We start from the raw sequence: 21,169 nt of genomic DNA on the forward strand, positions 1-21,169 counted from the left end.
TTAACTAATTAATACATCATCAGATGAAGTGATGAGACAACAAAGGTACAATTTTTAGGTGAAACACGCCTCATTTCATGGATTCATTGTATATTTGTAGGATAGGATTTGTCAAGGCAGTCCTTACTCTGCTATGAAGAGATGAAGGAATTGCTCTTAATATTTATTATATCTAAACAACTTAACAAAAATATGGGAAAAGTACTGATCATTGGCGCCGGTGGTGTGGGAACAGTGGTAGCCAATAAAGTGGCACAAAACAGCGATATCTTCACCGATATTATGCTGGCAAGCCGTACCAAAAGTAAATGCGATGCCATTGCTGAAGATGTGAAACGCCGTACAGGTGTAACCATTCAGACGGCACAGGTGGATGCCGACAATGTACCGGAATTGGTAAAGCTGTTCAACGAGCAAAAACCGGAATTGGTGATTAATGTAGCGTTGCCCTATCAGGACCTGACCATCATGGATGCCTGCCTGGAATGTGGCGTACATTATCTGGATACGGCCAATTACGAGCCGAAAGATGAAGCCAAGTTCGAATACAAATGGCAGTGGGCCTATAAAGAAAAGTTCGAAAGAGCGGGACTGACAGCCATCCTCGGCTGCGGCTTCGATCCCGGAGTGACAAGTATCTTTACGGCATATGCCGCCAAACATCATTTCGATGAGATCCACTATCTCGATATTGTGGATTGCAACGCTGGCGATCATGGTAAAGCCTTTGCTACCAATTTCAATCCCGAGATCAATATCCGCGAAGTAACACAAAAAGGAAAATACTGGGAAAACGGGCAATGGGTTGAAACGGAGCCGCACGAAATCCACAAGCCGCTCACCTACCCCGAGATCGGCCCCAAAGAGTCCTACGTGATCTATCACGAGGAATTGGAATCGCTCGTGAAGAACTTCCCCACCCTCAAACGGGCACGCTTCTGGATGACTTTCGGACAGGAGTACCTCACCCACCTGCGTGTGATCCAGAACATCGGTATGGCCCGGATCGATGAAGTGGAATACAACGGACAAAAGATTGTACCTATCCAGTTTCTGAAAGCGGTACTTCCCGATCCCGGCGAACTGGGAGAGAATTACACGGGAGAGACATCCATTGGATGCCGTATACGGGGTATTAAAGACGGTAAAGAACGTACCTACTATATCTATAATAACTGTAGCCACGAAGAGGCTTACAAAGAGACCGGTGCCCAGGGTGTAAGCTATACTACCGGCGTACCGGCAACCATCGGGGCCATGATGTTTTTGCAGGGTATCTGGAAGAAACCGGGCGTATTCAACGTAGAAGAGTTCGATCCCGATCCCTTCATGGATCAACTCAATAAACAGGGATTGCCCTGGCACGAACAGTTCGACATAGATATGGAAGTATAAAAGAAATTATTTTTAAACCTTGCATTACCAATTGCAAGGTTTTTTTCTAATTTTGTCAATAATCTCAAAACAGAGACAAATGGGGATCAAAAGTTTAGTCAATATCGTCGATTACGACAGGGATGATATCTATCGTATCATCAAAAGTGCTTCCAGGTTCAAGCAGAATCCTGACCGTGATTTGTTGCAGGGAAAAGTGTGTGCCACGCTTTTCTTCGAGCCGTCTACCCGTACAAGGCTCAGTTTCGAGACGGCAGTTAACCGTCTGCGCGGACGTATCATCGGCTTCTCCGACTCGGCCACCAGCAGTTCCACTAAGGGGGAGTCGCTTAAAGACACCATCATGATGGTAAGCAACTATGCCGACCTCATCATTATGCGCCACCATCTGGAAGGATCGGCCCGCTACGCCTCGGAGATATCGCCCGTACCCGTAATCAATGCCGGGGATGGTTCAAACCAGCATCCCACGCAGACAATGCTCGACCTGTTCACCATCTACGAGACGCAGGGGACATTAGAAAACCTCACTGTCACCATCGTGGGCGACCTGAAATACGGGCGTGCGGTACACTCGCTTATCCAGGGACTCTCCCACTTCAATCCTACATTCAATTTCGTGGCGCCGGAAGAGTTACATATCCCCGACAAGTACAAAACGTTCTGCGACAACAAACAGATCCCTTACAGGGAATTTACGGAATTCTCCCCCGAAGCGATCAACAGCGCCGACATCCTTTATATGACCCGCGTGCAGAAAGAACGTTTTACCGACCTGATGGAATATGAAAAAGTAAAGAATGTATATATCCTGCATAACCGTATGCTGGATGAGTCTAAAGAGAATCTGAAGGTGCTGCACCCGCTTCCGCGCGTGAAAGAAATCGACCAGGACGTGGATGAGAGCCCGAAAGCTTACTATTTTGAACAGGCAAAGAACGGGATGTATACACGCCAGGCAATTATTTGTGATTTAATGGGAATCGTAGATAATTGAAAATTGAAAATTGAAAGTTGAAAATTAATAGTGAAATCTGTGAGTAAGTGAGAGTAAAACAAGTTTACTTGGGTTTGCCGGGCAGGAGCAGATTGCGCGAAACGAATGGTGAAAAATGGCAGGAAGGTCAGACTGGGAGATTGAGAAGACTGGGAGGCTGGGAGACCGGGAGACCAACGAACCGAAAAAGATCGCTAATTTGTAATTGGTAATTTGTAATTGATAATTAGTAATTGGTAATTAGTAATTAGTAATTTTTAAAAAAACTATGGGAAAAGAACTACAGGTTGCAGCGCTCGAGAATGGCACAGCCATCGATCATATACCCAGTGATGCCGTTTTCAAAGTGGTCTCACTGCTTCAACTGCAGAAACTGAACAACCGGATCACTATCGGCAATAATCTGAAGAGCAGCAAGATGGGATCCAAAGGGATCATCAAGGTATCGGATAAATTCTTCCGTGAAGATGAACTCAACCGTATTGCTTTGGTTGCGCCTAATGTAAATTTGAATATTATCCGTAATTTCGAGGTGGTAGAGAAAAAGAAGGTGGTACTTCCCGATGAGATTGTGGAGATCATGAAGTGCAACAATCCCAAATGTATCACCAACAATGAACCGATGAAAACCCGGTTCCATGTGACAGACAAAGAAAAAGTGGAACTTCAGTGCCACTACTGCGAAGTAAAAATAAAAAAAGAAGAAGTAGTCCTTCTATAATTGAAATTGAACTAATTATGCCCGTCAATATACCCGATAAATTACCCGCGATTGAGATATTAAAAAAGGAGCATATTTTTGTGATGGACGATTTGCGTGCATCCACACAGGATATACGTCCGCTGAGAATCCTGATTCTCAACCTGATGCCGGTCAAAGTCACGACCGAGACCGATCTTATACGCCTTCTGTCCAATTCTCCGCTTCAGGTTGAGATTGAATTTCTGGGACTCTCCACGCATACTCCCAAGAATACGCCTATCGAGCACCTCATGTCGTTTTACACCAATTTCTCCAAAATAAAAAATGCCTATTACGACGGGATGATTATCACCGGAGCACCGGTAGAAATGCTGCCTTTTGATGAGGTGAAGTATTGGAAAGAGTTCACCCAGATTTTAGATTGGGCACGTACGCATGTCACCTCCACTTTCTATATCTGCTGGGGGGCCCAGGCTGCATTGCATCATTTTTACGGTATCAATAAATATCCGTTGGAGAAAAAACTCTTCGGCGTTTTCAAGCATAGGATAAACGATCCTTCATTCCCCTTGTTCCGCGGCTTCGATGACGAATTCTATGCACCTCACAGCAGGCATACCACTATCCTGGCCGAAGAGATCAACCGGCATCCCGCTCTGACCATTCTCTCCGAATCGGATGAAGCCGGCGTATATATTGTCACTTCGCGTGGCGGAAGGGAGTTTTACGTAACCGGCCACTCCGAATACTCTCCTTCCACCCTGCATAAGGAATATATACGTGACAAGGAGAAAGGGATGGACTCTGTCGCACTGCCTGAAAACTATTACAGGAACAATGATCCTGAACAACCCCCGTTAGTGCAATGGAGATCTCACGCCAATCTGTTATACATAAACTGGTTGAATTACTTTGTATATCAGGCCACTCCATTCAACATCGAAGAGGTTGCACAGTTGGGAGAGTTGTAAAACATTAGTAGCCTGGAAACACCGGTAAGGGAAACGCTCATCTCAAGAGCATATTCCCTCATCCGATCTGTTTTTACTTTTACCCTGACCCGGTCATTCAACCGGTTTTACCACGGTGTACTCCTCTATTCCCCACATGTAGGCGGCGACAAGTTCACTGTTGTTGAACGCTGCCGCATTCATCTTATTGATTTCTCCGATCAACCCCTTTGCTTTCACCGGATCAACCTCCTGCACAATAATGGCAGAGTTGTAACCCGGCCATACGGCGGTATTTTGCCGGGGTTCTCCCCACCGGCTCATGGCTGTCACCTGCTCTATTACCTGATAATCGGCATACTCCATTTCATTGAGGAAAAGTGTCAGGGTTTCCAGCATACTTACGTTACATGTAATATAGATAAACTTCATTTTAAAACTATGATTAATGTTTATAGCGGGAGGCGCAATCTTTCATCGCCCTCCCACTACAAAAACAATGAGTGATTAATTTGTCCTATTCTCTTCTGTTTTATCTGTTCCCTTGCCCAATCGTACCGAGATACGATCCTTTACCAATGTACGGTGATAGAGCGCCGTATACATGGTGGGAACCAGTATCAGGGTGGTGAGCACCGACACGAACAGTCCGCCAATAATCGTGACACCCAGCGGGGCATACATCTCTTTTCCCATTCCTGTACTGAGCGCCATGGGCAACATACCGAGGATGGTGGTAAGCGAGGTCATCAGTACGGGGCGCAGACGCGAGCGCCCGGCCTCCATCACGGCATCACGAAGAGAATAGTTCCGTTTACGCAGCATATTGGTATAGTCGACCAGCACGATTCCGTTATTCACTACAATCCCTACAAGCATGATCAGTCCGATGAAGGTGACAACGCTTAACGTGATATTGGTGATAAAGAACGCCAGGATAACCCCCACAAGGGTAAAGGGAATGGCAAAAAGAATGATAAAGGGGTCTTTAAACGATTCAAATTGCGCCGCCATCACCATATACACCAGCGCTATACCCAAAAAGAAAATCAGATAGAGCGATTGAAATGATGAAGACTGGTCATCTACCTGTCCACCGATCTCAACGGTTATACCCTCCGGGACGGTGGTTTCATCGATCAACTGCTGGGCCAGCCGGGTAGCTTCACCCAGGGAGATATCATTTAAATTGGCGACAGTTTTCACATATCTCTGTTGTGACAGGCGCTGTATCTCAATCGGACCGCTCTCTTCCACAATATCGGCAACCGACGAGAGGGGTATCTGTTGCCCCAGCAGGTTGGTAATCTGCATTTCACGGAGTTTCGACACTTCATTGCGGTACTCCGGCGCATATTGTATCACCACACCGTAATCGCTTCCCTCTTCGGTAAACTCACCCGACTCGGTGCCGTACAGGTTCTGCCGTACCTGCATCCCCACCATGGCAACATTTAATGCCATCTGTGATGCTTTCTCCTTATCGACCCGCACCTGTACCTCTAACTTGCCGGGATCGACAGTGGTTGTGACATCGGTAAACGACTTCTCGGCTATCATTTTTTTCTCAAAATCAAGAGCCACAGCTTTGATTTTATCCAGATCATTTCCGGAAACAATAATTTCGATGGGTTTTTTATTTCCCGTTACGGCAGTAGCCAGCGCGCTCCCTCCCTGTATACTCACTTCCTCTATTTGCGGGATCGCTTCCACCCGCTGACGGATAGATTCGGCCACTTCGGCGGCAGAGCGACTCCGTTGCTCAACCGGCACAAGGTGACAAAGTACCGTCCCTACGTTTTTCCCCTCTTTGAAACCTACGGTTGTAAGCGCCCCGTCACGTGTCTGCCCCGAGATCGACGCGATGGCGCCGTCGGCTATTTCAGGTATTTCGTCGAGCATAATTTTTAATATCTGCTGCCCGACGCTGTCTGTTTGATTTGCCGCCGTTCCTACTTCGGTTTCGAACACTACGGATACCGTTCCCGCGTCAAAATCGGGAATATAGTCGGTACCTATTCGTTTGCCTAACCACATCGTTAACACAAAAACAAGCAGTGCCACGACCAACGTCACGCCTTTATGAAAAACCGCCCATCCCAGTACCCGTTTGTACCCGTCTTCGATCCGGTTGAATATCTTTTCACTGGCAGTATAGAGTTTAGAACGGCGCTGTTCTTCCTTATCGCGAGGAGTCCTCTTCAGCAGCTTCGACGAAAGCATAGGAGTGAGTGTAAGCGCCGCGAAGAGCGACATGGTCATGCAGACGACCGTAAGAATGGCAAGCTGTTTAAACATGATTCCTACAATCCCCCCCATAAAAAGGAGCGGGAGAAATACCACCAATGTTGTCGCCGTTGATGCAATAATAGCCATGCCCATCTCCGAAGTTCCAAAGATAGCCGCCTGTTTGGGATCGGCTCCCTTTTCGATATGCTGCGTGATATTTTCGAGCACCACGATCGCATTATCCACCACCATTCCTATGGCAATCACGAGCGACATCAACGAAAATATGTTGATGGTATAGTCCATGATATACATCGCTATGAATGCGGAAATAAGAGATACCGGCATGGTGATGAAGACAATGAAGCTCGATTTCCACTCACGCAGGAACATAAGGACAACCAACGTTACAAAGACAAGGGCGTACCATATAGAAGAGGTGAGGTTCCTGATGGAACCGGTAATGATCTCTTCCGAGCTGAGCACCTCGTTCACCCGGATATCTGCAGGTAGTTGTTGCTCAAGCTCTGCCATCTTCGCACGGACGGCATCCACCACCTCCACGGTATTGGCTCCCGACTGTTTCTGTACCATCAAAGCCACTCCTTCGCCGATGTGATTACGGGCAAACGATTCTTTTTCCTTGAACGTATCCTCGATGTCGGCCACATCTCTCAACCGTACAACCTGACCGTTGAACGCTTTCAACACCGTATTACCTATTTCATCCACCGATTCGAATTTCCCGGGCACACGCACAGAGAAATCGTACACACCCAGATTGATGTTTCCCGCGGGGATATTGATGTTATTGGCTTTAAGCATCGTGGATATCTGCGACGTTGACAGTCCGTATGCCTTCATCTGTTGCGGATTGATATTTACTTTTATCTCACGTTCGGGTTGTCCCAAATAGAGCACTGTCCCCACCCCTTCCACCTTGCGCAGGGCAGAGGCGATATCTTCCTCCACAATATGCTCGATACCGTTGTAATGGGCATCGGCATTGATGGCATACGCCAGAACCGGCATCATCGAGGAGTTGATCTTGTAGATAATGGGTTGTTGTGCTGCTGCCGGCAGTCGATTCTTTCCCAACTCGATCAGGTCGCGCGCATTGTTTGCCGCGGAGGTCACATCACCTCCCCATTCATAACTGAGTTGAATGAATGAGACGTTCTCTTTCGATGTCGATTTGATTTCCGTCAAACGCTCTGCGGCAGAGAGCACGGTTTCCAATGGCTTGGTGACCTGTTCTTCCACCTCGTTGGCCGAGGCTCCGGGATATACGGTGATCACCGTCACGGAAGGGAACTCCATTTCCGGCATCAGGTCAAGCGGCAACATCTTGAGCGATACGATTCCCAGCAGGATAATTGCTATGAACAGCATGGCGGTTGCCACAGGTCTTTTCACACCTATTTCGGGTAATTTCATTTGTATATTGTTTATAAGATGATCAAAAGCAGGATAAACTCCCTGTTATTTATTCACCATTTCAATAAGCGAACCGTCGTCCAATTTATTTTTCCCATCGACAACCACATACTCATCGGCACGGATTTCGGGGATCCGGACAAGGTTCCCTTTTGATTCGCCACGCGTGACTTTCCGACGGGTGACCCGGTTCTGGTCGACGACCATAAAGAGGTAGTCTTCGCCCGTTCCCTGTTGCCTGTACAGGGCATTTACGGGAACAAACACGCCGGTTGTCTGCGGCATCGAGATCGAAACCCTGCCGAACATACCCGGTTTCAATTTCATTTCCCTGTTGGGAATGGTAACCTCTACCGTGGCGGTACGGGTCACCGACGACAGGACAGGTGAAATATAGCTCACTTTCCCTGAAACGGGTTCATCCGGATAAGCATCAAACACCACATCCGCATGTTGTCCCCGGCTGATGGAGTTAATCTCTTTTTCGTTCACTTCTACAGTTATTTTCAGCGGATTGAGCTGGCGTATGGTAAGTATACCGCTCTGCATTTTCAGGTCGGAGCTTACCGAAGGGACAAACGTATAATTCTCTCCCTCCTGCACCGTTATATCGGTTAATACTCCCCCGAAAGGAGCGGTAATAGAGGTATTCTTCTTCAGCATATTTACTTTGGTTTGCGACGCGTCGAACTTGGCCTTCATATGGTCGTAGTCCATCACGCTCACGCTCTCTTTTTCTTTCAGGCGGCTTATCCGTTCAAAATCCTTGCGAATCGTTTCCAATTCAATTTGTGCCTGAATCAGCATTTCGTCCGACATCTCGGCTATCACGGCTCCTTCCGGGACATAACTGCCCTTGGAGAAGTGAATCTTCTCCACCCGTCCCGGGATAGAAGCTCCGAGAGCAGCTTCCCTGTTTGCTTCGGCCGTACCTGTAAAATTCAACACGGGAATATACGCCATCTCTTTCGCAACCTGCACAGTGACTTTTGTCGCAGTTGCCGGACTTGTTGCGGAATGACCGCTGTTCTCTGTCGTTTTTGTACTGCATCCGCCCGCAAAAATGGCGAGCAAACAGGTTGTGTAAGCTATTTTATTTGTCAGTTGCATCATTGTGTTGTAATGTATATTTTTTGTTTAAAATGTAAGTAAGCCTCAATAAAGGTGATTGTAAATCTCGCCTGTCGATTTATCCAGTTCCAGAAGTGTTGTCCTCATCTCCACCAGCGCGTCGATATGTTCCGAGGAGGCATTCTCCCATTGCAGTTGGGCTTCAAGCAATTCAGTCAGGCGGCTCCGGCCTTCCATCAGGTTCTCTTTTGCCATGCGCATATTTTCTTCAGCCTGCTTTCTGGAAAGCCCGGTCATCTCCGCTTTTTTCAATGCCTCACTGTATCGATAGCGATTCTGGCGAATTTGCAGGTCAATCATTTCGCGGGCTTCGTTGAGTTCAAGCTGTACATTCTTCGTCTTCAGCTTCGCGGCATGGAGATCATGTCGGCGTTCACCCCAAGTAAAAATAGGTATCGAGACCATTACTCCCACACTCCAATTTCCCCCGAACTCACTTCTCAATCCATTGTAGGGATTAGGATTCATCCATCCATACCCCCCGGTAAGCGCCACATCGGGCATAAATCTGGAACGTTCGATATTTCTTTTCGACTCCATGATGGCTGCCTTCTCCTTCAACATGGTTATCTCTGCCCGGTTATCGGGAGAGATTTCCTGGTAGAAAGAAGCCGGCATGGAAAGCGGAGGCTTTTCCATAGTATCCGTATCGACCTCTATCTCGCTCTCTTCCATCCCGATAATCTGTGCCAGCGCCATTTTTGAGAGCGCGCATCCGTTTTCGGCCTGCAATGTTTTCAGTTTTGCTTCGTTTTGTTTTACCTGGGCTTTCAACACATCATTCCGCGTAATGATACCCTCGGCATACATATTCTCGAGGTCGGTGACCAGCCTGTCGAGCAACGCTTCATAAGCATTTGCCAGCTTCAATTTTTCCTGTAGCGACACCACACGCCAAAAAGCTTCGTCGGTCTTGGCCACGACCTCCGCCCGGGTCAGCACCTCCTTCTCTTTGGCAATATTTTCAGCTCGCCTGGCAATGTGGTTGGCTTCCGTGATTTTAAAACCCGTAAAGATCGGTTGGGTAACGGTAAAACGGGCATAATAACTGTTCTTATGGTCAAAAACAAGTTTATCGGCCGGCAGCATCGCGTAGTTCTTAAAGATGGGATTCCCCGCCTGATCGACCATGGGCGCCCCTGTTTCAGGATTGAAGACAAGCGTGTTCACAGCCGTCTCGGGATCTTTCAACGCTTCCGGATTAAACCTCCCCGTTGCGGGATCAATGGTGTTGAACGGCACTACCGGAAGGAACAGGTCATTCTCCAGCGGTTGAATAGCCTTGCCTGTACGTAACCATGCCCCTCCGAAACTTACTTTGGGAAGATATTGTGTTTGCGCGGATTTTCTGGCATGGGTGGCTGCCTGCATCTCATTTTGCGCGATACGAATTTCCCTGTTCTGTTCAAGCGCCAACGTACGGCACACATCGAGCGTGAGTTTTTGCTGGGCAGAGAGAGGGAAAACAAAGAGTGTGATCAGTGTCAATAAACAGGTAAATTGCTGTTTGTCTGGATTCATAATTCTCATTTTCATCTGTTTTCATTCTACATTTACGGCTGCAAAATTATGAAACAACAGCTGACCCTGTTTTGAAAAAAATACCGAGTTGGAAAAATTGAATCTTTAAACGACGATAACGTACTTTAAAGCGATTACAGGGTAGCGTGACAGGGGGGGGAATAATCAACATTTCCGGTCGGGAATAACCAAAGGGAATAGCAAGCCCTTCCGGCAAGAGGAATCGAGCGGTATTTACAACAAGAAAGATAAGGAGGTGAGAGAAAGTCTATAGGATATTATCCATGTACCAGTTTTTAAAGTCACGATTGCGCGCCCGGCTTACAATGATTCGTTCGGGCGTTTCCATCGAAAGATTTACCGCCAGCTTACCTCCGAACCAAATTGACATATCCTCTATGGCGCGATGTGATACAATATATTGCCGGTTGGCACGAAAGAATTGGGCCGGATTCAACTGGCTCATTAACTCATCGAGGGAATTGTCCAGAGAGAATGTCTTTTGATTGAAACAGATAATTTTTGCTATTTTAAATTCGGTATAGATATAGGCAATTTCATCCACCGGCAGCGGGGTAAGCTTGTCTTTATTCGGAATGAGGAAATGCCTCTTATAGGGTATCTTCGATTCATGCATCGATTGCATGATTTGCGAGACAAGCTCTCTGTTATTTTGTTGGGAGGTTAATGAAGTGAGCTTGTTCATCGCCCTCTCAAGATCCTGCCTGATGATCGGTTTCAGCAGATAGTCGATGCTGTTTACCTCGAATGCTTTTAACGCATATTCATCGTAGGCGGTAGTAAAGATAATGGGACTAAGGATTTCAACTTCCTCGAAAACCGAGAAAACATCACCATCGGCCAAATGAATATCCATAAAAACCACATCGGGGGAAGCGTTTATCGAAAACCACTCTACAGACTCTTCCACACTTTGCAGCACGGCCAGAATTTCCGTACTTCCATCCACTTCTTGTATCATCCGCTCCAGGTTTTGTGCGGCAACAAATTCATCTTCTACAATTACTATTTTCATCTGTTTGTTTTTATTTCTTATTTTTTCACACTATCGCCAGATGGAACCATTGATGATTAAAATAATCATTCAATTACATTAGACTATTTATACGCTCAACATAGTCAAAACAAGTTTTGCCTCTGTATTCGCTTAACGAAATAGTTCCTTTGCATGTTCAACGATTATTTTAACCATGCCGGTTTCATCGAAGGTGCCTTTACTTACCCTTATAAATATCCATATCTTTTATGAGCGGGATCTCAACGGAAAATAGCCCGTGGGCAGAACAGACAATGATCTCTTTTCCGAACATCAATCTGTATTGTTCGTTCAGATTCGACAGCCCCAACCCGCTACTCTCCCTCTCCCCGGTTTTTATCTGCAGGTTATTCTCCACACGCACTTTGTCATCCGGCAGGGTTTCGATCACGATACGAAGAGGTTTTTTCCGACTGACGACATTATGCTTGATGGCGTTCTCAATGAGTATTTGCAGTCCTGACGGGATCATATAATATCCCTTTTTTTCATCGTCGATACGTATTTGCACATCCAACCCGTCGTTATACCGGATCTTCATCAGATAGATATATGACTCTGCGAACTCCAACTCATCAACCAATCTGGCCACCTCCCTACTCTGCATCGTATAACGGAACACATGGGAAAGTTGTTCCACATAATTTTTGGCACGTTGATCATCATATCCGATCAATCCGTTCAACGTATTCAGCGAATTGAACAGAAAATGCGGATCGGTCTGGTTCTTGAGTGCATTATACCGATTTTGCAGACTCTCGAAAACAAGGTGTTGGTTTTCGATCACCCTCTTTTGATTCTGATTGATAAAATAGATCAATATCGTAAAGAGAAAAGAGATAATAAAGATGATCAGGTCTTTCACATAGTGCAGTGTGGAATAGGCTCCGGGCGATACTTCATCACGAAACCACCACCACTGCATCTGTGAAAAAAGGGGGCTCAACAAGATGATCACCACGAACAACCCCAATAAGAACAGCCACATTTTATACGGCCGGTTCAGGAAGTGCGTTACCGCCCAAAATTGCAGCTGAAAAACAAAATAGAAAAACAACGTATTGGCTAACAGCGTCACAACAGACTCCGGAGTAATAATATCAACCAGCCGTACCCCGCTGTTTTTATCTAACGATATGGAGTAATACATCGACGACGAGAGCATGACAAACGCCAGGATAAAACTGATGATGACCGACGCGATAAGCGCCGTCTTTCTATTGTAACTGAGAATAAAAAATCGTTCTTTTCGTAATTTCATTTTTTCAATTGCCATTTCTATTATAACAGACTCACAAATGTACGGAAAACAAGAGAGAAAAGACCCGATAAACATCCGTTGTCAGGCAAATGTTCATCGGGATCAAAAAAAGTGTCTGTTCGAGGAGATTGTCTCAATTAGACACCCGTATCAAAACCCGGCCCATCTCCATGTCGTCACACACTTTTCTTCATGTTGGGCATCGAATGAGGTTCCATTTCCGGCCTCTATGGCCGGATCTTGAGACAATCTCTTTGGGTTCAGCGTTCTGCTTTTGTCAGAAACGATATCCTATGCCTACGTTCACAGTTTGTGTCCGCATTTTAGCATCATCAGAACCGCTGATCACATTTTTCAAAGCGGTCAACTCGTCCGCCTGATTAACCAGTCCGACCTGATACCCCGCGTTCACTTGCAACCCACTGTTGAACTCATATCCCAGCAAGAGCCCGAGACCAAAATCCCAACGGTTCATAGGCGTTTTCCCCGCTACTTCTTTATACAGGTCTATGTCAAGATCATCGAGGCTTGCATCAAAACCCAATCCTACGAACGGTCCAATACCTCCATAGAATAATCCATTATAGGTTCTGTATTGACCTAAAGCATATACCGGGAGCTGCATCCCCCACTGCTTGAATGTGTCATCTTCCGAGAGAGCTTCCATTTTAGCATTTCTATAGAAAAACGACAGTTCCGGTTGAAGTGCGAAATTCTCGTGCAATTCGACTCTCATGAACCCGCCTAAATTAGGGCCCGCCTTCATTTTACTCGAAAGCAGATCGAAGTCGCTTAGTAAAAAGTTCGACAGATTCATTTCACCTTTCACGCCCCAGTAGATGGGTGTTTGTGCATTTACACTTGTTATCCCTATGGTTATAAGGGCAACTAAACTTACTAAAATTGTTTTTTTCTTCATTGTTTCAATATTTAATTTTAGACAAATTTTGGCTGTTCATCTTTTTCAAGCCTGACGATACAAAAGTAGTACACGAGTATCATGCCAGATACAAAAAAAGTATCCAACCGAAAAATCAGAGGCTTGAAATGTGAAAAACCAATACTGAAACGATATTGAACCTCAATGTGAATTGAAAAAATTATGAAGGCGAAAAAGTCAGTCGTTCCGGGCTGTTCCTGCAAACTTCAGGCAGACCGGCTTACTGACGGGGATATCCTGATGGGTATTGGTCAGTAGTCCTGTCTCGGTATCGATGCGGAACACCTGTATCTTATTATCATCCCTGCCGGCTACCAGGAGGAACTTCCCATTAGGAGTGATCACAAAATTACGTGGATGCTTTGCTGTCAATTGATAACCCGTTTTAGTGAGTGTCCCCTCGTCCGGATCAATGGAAAAGATGGCGATCCCATCGGCCTGCAACCGGTTCGAGGCATATAGAAAACGCCCGTCGGGTGAGACATGGATATCGGCACTACCTCTGGCACCCGTCGAATCAGCTGCAATTATCTGTTTTTGGGTCAACTCACCGAAAGCATAATCAAAAACAATCACTTCTCCCGATAACTCACCTAACAGGTAAAAATATCTGCCTCCGTCGGGATGGAAATCGAAATGACGGGGTCCGGTACCTGCAGGTGTTACAAATTCTTTCAGGCTATTCTCCAATAAACCGGGTTGTCCTTCAAAGGGAGTATCGTTCACAGAGAGCCGGTAGAGTCTATCACTACCCAGATCGGCAGCAAACAAGTATTGCCCGTCGGGAGAATATCTTACACTGTGCAAATGAGGCCTCTCCTGTCGAATGGGATCAGGACCGGATCCTTTGAAAGCAATCATCGAGACGGCTGGAGTAAGTGTGCCATCCTCTTTTACCTGAAACGAAGTAATGGTTCCCCCTCCATAATTTGCGGTATGCACATTCCGCCCTTTACTGTCGATAGTGATATAACAGGGGCCGCTACTGTTCACAGGGTGGGAGTTCAGCAGTTCCATCTTCCCGCTCCGTTTATCGAGCGAAAAAGCGTGTACGGCACTACCTGACTCGTTATTTTCACTTACCGTGTAAATAAACCGCTCGTCCGGACTCAAGGTCAGGTATGATGGGTTATCGACTTCCACCATGCTGATCGAGTCGGAATTCCCGGTATCTATATTGAAACGGTATAAATATATCCCTTTGCTGCCCTCTTTGGAAGTGTAGGTTCCTGCCAATAAAAAGAGGTCTCCACCCATAGTCTCTATCGCCGGAAGCGTCTCCTCCGATGCATTCCTGTCGCCTGTTTTTCCGGAACGGTTTCCTGTGCATGAAACTAACAAAGCTGCTGTCATTACTGCCATTACTATTTTTTTAATCATCTTTCTTACATTTATCGGTCAAAAACATATATCATCGCACGAAGCACACTATTATTATTGAAGACGTTATCACAAGTAAAGCAAGTACTATCGCCTAAGGCACTATCGTGCAAAGCACACTACGCTCGAAGCGCATTTCACGAAAGTAACTTATTTTTCCGAAACAAATTCTCTTTTTGGGAAAAAGTTTGCGAATGTGGCGCGGACTCCGTATTTTTGCACCGTTAAAAATTAAACCCGGTTGCTAAACAGAAATTAATTATGTTGTCCGAAATATTATCCATCACCGGCCGTCCAGGCTTATATAAACTCATCTCCACCAATAAAAATATGAATATAGTTGAATCGCTTGCCGATGGAAAACGTGTTCCCATATACGCACAGGAAAAGGTGGTAGCCCTGAGTGACGTATCCATATATACCCAAAGTGGGGATACTCCGTTGCGGGAGGTATTTAAAAAAATAAAAGAAAAAGAGGGAGGCAAACAGGTATCCCTGGGATCCAAAGCGTCCGGCAAAGAATTATTTGCCTATCTGGCGGAGGTATTGCCCGATTACAGCCGGGACAGCGTCTATGCGGGTGATGTAAAAAAATTAATTTCCTGGTATAATATTTTGACAGAGCACAATATCGACCTGAAAGAAGCGGACAAAACAGGGGTAAATCCTTCTGACGAACCTGAAACCGGGGAAGGGAAAGAATAATTTTCCACTATTCCTTATCTTATAATGAACATAAAAGATATCATTACCCGTGCGGGAGCCGGCATCATTTACATCCTGGTCATCCTTTTAGGTCTGCTGGGAGGCCGGTTTTCATTCCTTGCAGTTTTTGGAGCCATATTGGGTTCCGGGCTGTTTGAATTTTACCGTATGGTTGAGAAAGACACCTCCCATGCCATCAGCAAGATATTCAATATCCTGATGGGAGTTATCATCTTTATATCGGTCTTTCTCTATCTGGAAGGTATCTATACCTATCTCCTACCTGTCTTTATACTCACTTATCTCTTAATACTGATTGCCTCAGCCATTTTCCTGCGCAGGCATGATATCCTTCATGGTATCATCTATTCGGTGTTCGGGCAGGTCTATATTACCATGCCGTTGAGCCTGCTCATGTTTATCTCCTATTCGCCCGATATGGCAGGCAGCGAATACAATTGGGTTCCGGTACTGGCACTCTTTGTGTTCCTTTGGGTGAATGATACGGCTGCCTATTTCATAGGATCTCTGATCGGCAGGCACAAGCTGATAGAGCATATCTCTCCCAAAAAATCAATAGAAGGCTTTATTGCCGGCATCCTGTTCACTGTGCTCGCCTCCCTGATCTTCAACCGGTTCCATCCCGATTTCTCTACCGCTTTCTGGATGGGATTGGCCGTGGTGGTCGCCCTGTTCGGTACACTAGGTGATTTGTTCGAATCACTTATCAAGCGGACATGCAACGTAAAAGATGCCGGAAACCTCATTCCCGGACACGGCGGAATACTCGACCGGATCGACAGTCTCCTGGTGACTGTCCCGGCCGTTTATCTCTACCTGATCCTGTTCCATTCTCTTTAAACTATTTCACTTCTTCGAATAAGAACAAAGGGATGATCCCAAACTATCACATCATCCCTTTTTCCCGGAGACGCATTTGCCATTTCCAGGCGGAAGCCATGGTATCTTCGATGGTTTCCACGGCTTTCCAACCCAGCACGTTATTGGCTTTATCGGGTTGTGCCCAGATCTGTTCAATATCACCTTCCCTCCGTCCTACAATCTTATAGTTCAAAGGCTTCCCGGATACTTTTTCGAACACCTTGATCAATTCCAGTACGGAAAGGCCGGTTCCGGTCCCCAGGTTAAATATCTCCACCTTCTCATCCGACTTGTCTTCGAGCATCCGTTCAATGGCAATCACATGCGCTTTAGCCAGGTCTACCACGTTGATAAAGTCACGGATGCAGGAACCGTCAGGTGTGTTGTAATCATCACCGAATACGCTTAGTTGCTGGCGTATGCCGATCCCTGTCTGCGTGATATAAGGCACTAAGTTCTGCGGTACGCCTAAAGGTAATTCCCCGATCTCGGCCGACGGGTGGGCGCCGATAGGATTAAAGTAACGAAGAATGATACTCTTGATGGGAGCGCCCGAATGTACAAAGTCGCGGATGATCTCTTCGTTGATCTGCTTGGTATTTCCGTAGGGTGATGTGGCCGGTTTGACAGGGGCATTCTCATCAATCGGATTCGTATCAGGCTCTCCGTAAACGGTGCATGAAGAAGAGAACACGATCCCTTTCACGTTATGCCGCGGCATCAGTTCCAGCAGGTTAACCAATGACACTAAATTATTGCGGTAGTACATCAACGGTTTTTCCACCGATTCTCCTACCGCCTTGCTGGCTGCAAAATGGATGATACCGTCGAAGGTATATTTCCGGAACAATGCCTTCATCGCCTCAAAGTCGGTACAATCGAGTTTATCGAAAACAGGGCGTTTCCCGGTAATGCGGGTGATACCTTCCAATACATCCGCATTGGAATTGGACAGATTATCTATAATCACCACTTCGTACCCGGCCTGTTGCAGTTCGACCACGGTATGAGAACCGATGTATCCGGTTCCTCCTGTTACAAGAATTTTTTTTGCCATAATATTTTATCAAATTACTAATTATCAATTACAAATTACCAATTACTAATTACTAATTATCGATCTTCCATACCTCCTCATTCTCCCAATCTCCTTATCTCCCAGTCTCCCAGTCTTCCGATCTCGACTCCCAGGCATTTTCATTTTTCACTTTTAACTATTAATTCTTCACTTTTCAATAGTTCCTCCACTGCCCGTTTCAGTTGCAGGTCATCGTCACTCAGCAGTGATTCCGGAGAATTATAGACCTTCACATCAGGTTCCAGTTGATTGTTTTCCATCACGGTGCCTTTCGTATCCACCACAGTTACCTGCGGAATACCGAATACCAGCGATGGATCGATCTGCGTCTCCCACCATACGGCGGTCATGGTTCCCGGCACGGGGGCACCCACCAGTTTTCCGATTCCCAATTCTTTATAGACCCAGGGGAATCCGTGTGCGTTAGAATAATTGCTCTCTCCCATCAGCACAATGGAAGGCTTGTTCCACTTGTTGAAAGGATCACTGCCGATATACTCTCCACGGGGTGTAAATCGTTGGTACTCCTTCCCGCTCAGGAGAGTCGCCAGATCGTCATGTAGCCACCCTCCTCCATTGAAGCGGGTATCTACCACTACAGCCTCCTTATTACGGTATTTTCCAAGCAGATTCTGATAAACATCCCTGAAACTGCTGCTGTTCATCCCGCGGATATGGATATAGCCAATGCGTCCACCGGAATATTTTTCAGTCAATTCTTCCCGTTGTTCCACCCAGCGGTTATACAATAATTCGTTCTCCTCTCCGTAAGTAATAGGTTTCACAATCTCTTCGAACCGATCTCCTTCGCCGGGTGTATAAGCGGTGATGATGACATGTTTACCTGCCTTTCCGTCAAGCAAATGCCACCAGGTCTTTCCCGCTTCCACCGGTTCCCCGTCGATCTTCTCTATGATCACACCTGTCTTCAATTTCGTATTTGCCTTGATGAGAGGGCTTCCTTTCATGATCTCTTTGATCTTCAAACCGTCTCCTTTATAGGTATCATCCCAGAATACACCCAGGGTAGCTGTCTGCCAGCTACTACGGGGAGGTGAATAACGTGCACCGGTATGCGATGCATTCAGTTCACCGAGCATCTCGGACAGCATTTCCGCAAAATCGAAATTATTATCGATATGGGGCAAAAATCTGCGGTATGTTTCTCCATACATCTTCCAATCCACACCGTGTAATTCCTTATCGTAGAATTTATCCTTTACCTGTTTCCACGCATGATCGAAAATGTAGGCTCTTTCCGCCGCACCGCGGTAGTTAAAGGGTGCGGAAAACGATACTTCGGTCACTTTCCCATTCTCTATCTTCTTTATCTTTCCCTGCGATACCAGGTACAGGTTCTTTTCCTCCTTGTCCGGAAGCAATAAACCATAGCCTACATCTTTGCTTAACAGCTTGGTCGTATTTTCAAGGAAATCCTGCTCCCACAGGTCGACTCCTTTCTCAAAACTGGCAAGATAGTAGAGTTTGGATCCATCCTTGTTCAGGTATGCATCGGACAAATTGGAAGAGTGGCGCGTCAGGCGTACCACCCTGTGACGACGGTTATCAAGATCGAAAACGAGCGGTTCCACAGTTTTGGTTGAATCCTTATCTGCATTCGATTCCTCTTTTGTATTCTTGTCTCCTTTTTTCTCCTTGCTTTCAGATTTCTTATCTTTATCCTTCGCCTCCTTCTCCATCTCTTTTTTCAGCGCCCGCTCCTCTTTGTCCATCCGGAAATCATCGTAAGCATCAGGAGTAAGGAACATCAGATAGGCATCGCGATGTGCTCCCCAACTGCCGTGGCTGCGATATCCGGCCCGGTCGGAGAAGAACAGAATTGCCTTACCTTCCAGCACCCATTTGGCTCGTACGTCGGTATAACCGCTGAGCGTGAGGTTGGTCGTCTCTCCGCTTCCATCAGCTTTTATCAATGCTACATCCTTGTTATTCCAACCACCAGTATCAATATAATCCGAGAGTATCCATTTACTGTCGGGCGACCATTGAAACCACTGGTCACCATCGCTGTAGGAGTAATTGTATTTGGCATCCATTACCTTTCGCGACTTCTTGCTTTCCAGATTGAGCACATAAATCGCGGAACGGTCTTCCAGATAAGCTATCTCTTTCCCGTCGGGAGAGAACAGCGGCTGGAACGAAGGAGCGTCGGTGTCGGTCAGCTTTGTCTCTTTCAGTTCGCGGGCATAACAGAAATATTTGTCTTCTTTCCGTACCAATTCGGTACGATAGATATTCCAGGTATTGCCACGTTCGGCTGAGTAAACGAGTGAACGTCCATCGGGACTAAAGTCCACATCACGCTCCTGTTCAGGGGTATCGGTAATACGTTTCGTGGTATTGAACTCGATGGAAGTGACAAACACATCACCCCGGGCAATAAAGGCGATCTCCTTTCCGTTGGGTGAGACGGCGATACTTCTTGCGCCGGTGGTAAGGGTCTGGGGAACCATGTCCCTTTCAAAATTGTCGGAAACGATACGGACATCTATTTTACGGGGTTTTTCACCCTTTTTCATATAGTACAACTCCCCGTTAAAAGAAAAGCAGAGATTGTCACTTTTATCGGCTGATAAAAAACGTACGGGATGATCCTTGAAGTGTGTCAACTGAACCGGTGCGCCTCCTTCAAGGCCGGCACGGTATACGTTGAACGTTCCTTCCTGCTCGCTCAGGTAATAGAAACTATTCCCGTCGGACGACCAGACACCATTGCGGTTTTCACCTTTAAAACCGGTCAGTTTCCGGTGCGTTTTCTTTTTGCTGTCATACAACCACACATCACGGGTGATGGACGAGGTATGGTGCTTCCTCCATGCATCTTCATAACCTTTCCTGTCAGTATAAAGCCATAAATCCCCGTGCCGGGCAATATCCTCCATATGAGTCGGAGAAATCATCTGTGGCCGATCCCCATTCAATGACACAGTATAAATCTGGTTGAACAATCCGATCGGGAATTGCTGGCTTTCCTGCGCCGGCTGGATAAAGGCGCTGAACAGTACGGTTGTGTCGTTTTGAAACCCTTCGGGATATTCGTTATTGGAATGGGAAGTGATGCGTTTGGTCTGTCCGGTTTGGAGTGTAACCACATATACATCGAAATTTCCTTCACGGTTGGACGCAAACGCCAGTTTATCACCCTTTGGCGACCAGACCGGGCGGGTATCGTAAGATGCATGTGAAGTCACTTGTGTCGCTTTTCCGCCGGAAACCGGCACGGTAAATATATCTCCTTTGTAGGTAAACGCCACGGTGGCACCGTCCGGAGAGATCACACTATTACGGAGCCAGAGAGGAACTTCCTGGGCATGTAGCCAAAAAGCAGCCAGTAAAAGCAAGGAAGAAAACAGGATTTTTCTCATTGAAATATTTATTAGATCATGGCGGTCAGACGGTATCATACCGTTTACGCACCGTTAATTTGCAAAATTACATAAAAATTATAAAATCTAAAACCATAATAGTGTCAAACAGGCTCT

Annotated in this window: 16 protein-coding genes; 6 read left to right on the forward strand and 10 right to left on the reverse strand. The window is 46.3% G+C overall.

Annotated features, from left to right (window positions below; all coding sequences use genetic code 11):
* Positions 1 to 192: 192 nt before the first annotated feature.
* From PSM36_RS10005 to metA, 4 genes are all read left to right on the forward strand, one after another.
* Positions 193 to 1,395, forward strand: coding sequence for a saccharopine dehydrogenase family protein (locus PSM36_RS10005; protein ID WP_076930777.1), 1,203 nt, complete (start codon positions 193 to 195; stop codon positions 1,393 to 1,395).
* Between the two features lie 79 nt (positions 1,396 to 1,474).
* Entirely contained in the window at positions 1,475 to 2,392 is a 918-nt protein-coding gene (gene pyrB / locus PSM36_RS10010; RefSeq protein ID WP_076930778.1) for an aspartate carbamoyltransferase, read from the forward strand.
* 268 nt (positions 2,393 to 2,660) lie between these two features.
* Positions 2,661 to 3,113, forward strand: a complete 453-nt coding sequence (gene pyrI, locus PSM36_RS10015) for an aspartate carbamoyltransferase regulatory subunit (RefSeq protein ID WP_019539212.1) — start codon at positions 2,661 to 2,663, stop codon at positions 3,111 to 3,113.
* 17 nt (positions 3,114 to 3,130) lie between these two features.
* Entirely contained in the window at positions 3,131 to 4,066 is a 936-nt protein-coding gene (metA, locus tag PSM36_RS10020) for a homoserine O-acetyltransferase MetA (protein WP_076930779.1), read from the forward strand.
* Between the two features lie 93 nt (positions 4,067 to 4,159).
* On the opposite strand, the gene PSM36_RS10025 is transcribed toward metA, so the two are convergent.
* The 8 genes from PSM36_RS10025 to PSM36_RS10060 all read right to left on the reverse strand — a co-directional run bounded on the left by PSM36_RS10025 (position 4,160) and on the right by PSM36_RS10060 (position 15,001).
* Entirely contained in the window at positions 4,160 to 4,477 is a 318-nt protein-coding gene (locus PSM36_RS10025) for a PG0541 family transporter-associated protein (RefSeq protein ID WP_076930780.1), read from the reverse strand.
* A 75-nt stretch (positions 4,478 to 4,552) separates the two neighbouring features.
* On the reverse strand, positions 4,553 to 7,711 hold the full coding sequence (locus tag PSM36_RS10030) for an efflux RND transporter permease subunit (RefSeq protein WP_076930781.1): 3,159 nt from the start codon (positions 7,709 to 7,711) through the stop codon (positions 4,553 to 4,555).
* A 45-nt stretch (positions 7,712 to 7,756) separates the two neighbouring features.
* Positions 7,757 to 8,824, reverse strand: a complete 1,068-nt coding sequence (locus PSM36_RS10035) for an efflux RND transporter periplasmic adaptor subunit (protein ID WP_076930782.1) — start codon at positions 8,822 to 8,824, stop codon at positions 7,757 to 7,759.
* 42 nt (positions 8,825 to 8,866) lie between these two features.
* Positions 8,867 to 10,378: a TolC family protein gene (locus tag PSM36_RS10040; protein ID WP_083711009.1), complete on the reverse strand. Its 1,512-nt coding sequence runs from the start codon at positions 10,376 to 10,378 to the stop codon at positions 8,867 to 8,869.
* A 253-nt stretch (positions 10,379 to 10,631) separates the two neighbouring features.
* A complete protein-coding gene (locus PSM36_RS10045; RefSeq protein WP_076930784.1) occupies positions 10,632 to 11,399 on the reverse strand; it encodes a LytR/AlgR family response regulator transcription factor in 768 nt (255 codons plus the stop codon).
* A 199-nt stretch (positions 11,400 to 11,598) separates the two neighbouring features.
* Complete coding sequence (locus tag PSM36_RS10050; protein ID WP_232001411.1) at positions 11,599 to 12,681, reverse strand: sensor histidine kinase; 1,083 nt, start codon at positions 12,679 to 12,681, stop codon at positions 11,599 to 11,601.
* A 277-nt stretch (positions 12,682 to 12,958) separates the two neighbouring features.
* Complete coding sequence (locus PSM36_RS10055; protein WP_076930786.1) at positions 12,959 to 13,600, reverse strand: porin family protein; 642 nt, start codon at positions 13,598 to 13,600, stop codon at positions 12,959 to 12,961.
* A 198-nt stretch (positions 13,601 to 13,798) separates the two neighbouring features.
* The gene (locus tag PSM36_RS10060; protein WP_076930787.1) at positions 13,799 to 15,001 is read right to left on the reverse strand and encodes a lactonase family protein; all 1,203 of its coding nucleotides are present in this window, start codon (positions 14,999 to 15,001) and stop codon (positions 13,799 to 13,801) included.
* A gap of 261 nt (positions 15,002 to 15,262) precedes the next feature.
* Between PSM36_RS10060 and PSM36_RS10065 the strand changes: the two genes are divergently transcribed.
* Both PSM36_RS10065 and PSM36_RS10070 read left to right on the forward strand, forming a co-directional pair.
* Positions 15,263 to 15,706: a DUF5606 family protein gene (locus PSM36_RS10065; RefSeq protein WP_076930788.1), complete on the forward strand. Its 444-nt coding sequence runs from the start codon at positions 15,263 to 15,265 to the stop codon at positions 15,704 to 15,706.
* A gap of 24 nt (positions 15,707 to 15,730) precedes the next feature.
* Entirely contained in the window at positions 15,731 to 16,567 is an 837-nt protein-coding gene (locus PSM36_RS10070) for a phosphatidate cytidylyltransferase (protein ID WP_076930789.1), read from the forward strand.
* A 46-nt stretch (positions 16,568 to 16,613) separates the two neighbouring features.
* Here PSM36_RS10070 and galE read toward each other — a convergent pair whose 3' ends face one another.
* Together galE and PSM36_RS10080 are read right to left on the reverse strand one after the other, a co-directional pair.
* The gene (gene galE, locus PSM36_RS10075; RefSeq protein ID WP_076930790.1) at positions 16,614 to 17,645 is read right to left on the reverse strand and encodes a UDP-glucose 4-epimerase GalE; all 1,032 of its coding nucleotides are present in this window, start codon (positions 17,643 to 17,645) and stop codon (positions 16,614 to 16,616) included.
* Positions 17,646 to 17,785: 140 nt separating this feature from the next.
* The gene (locus PSM36_RS10080; RefSeq protein ID WP_076930791.1) at positions 17,786 to 21,052 is read right to left on the reverse strand and encodes a S41 family peptidase; all 3,267 of its coding nucleotides are present in this window, start codon (positions 21,050 to 21,052) and stop codon (positions 17,786 to 17,788) included.
* Between the last annotated feature and the right edge of the window lie 117 nt (positions 21,053 to 21,169).

This window comes from Proteiniphilum saccharofermentans (assembly GCF_900095135.1).
GTDB lineage: Bacteria > Bacteroidota > Bacteroidia > Bacteroidales > Dysgonomonadaceae > Proteiniphilum > Proteiniphilum saccharofermentans.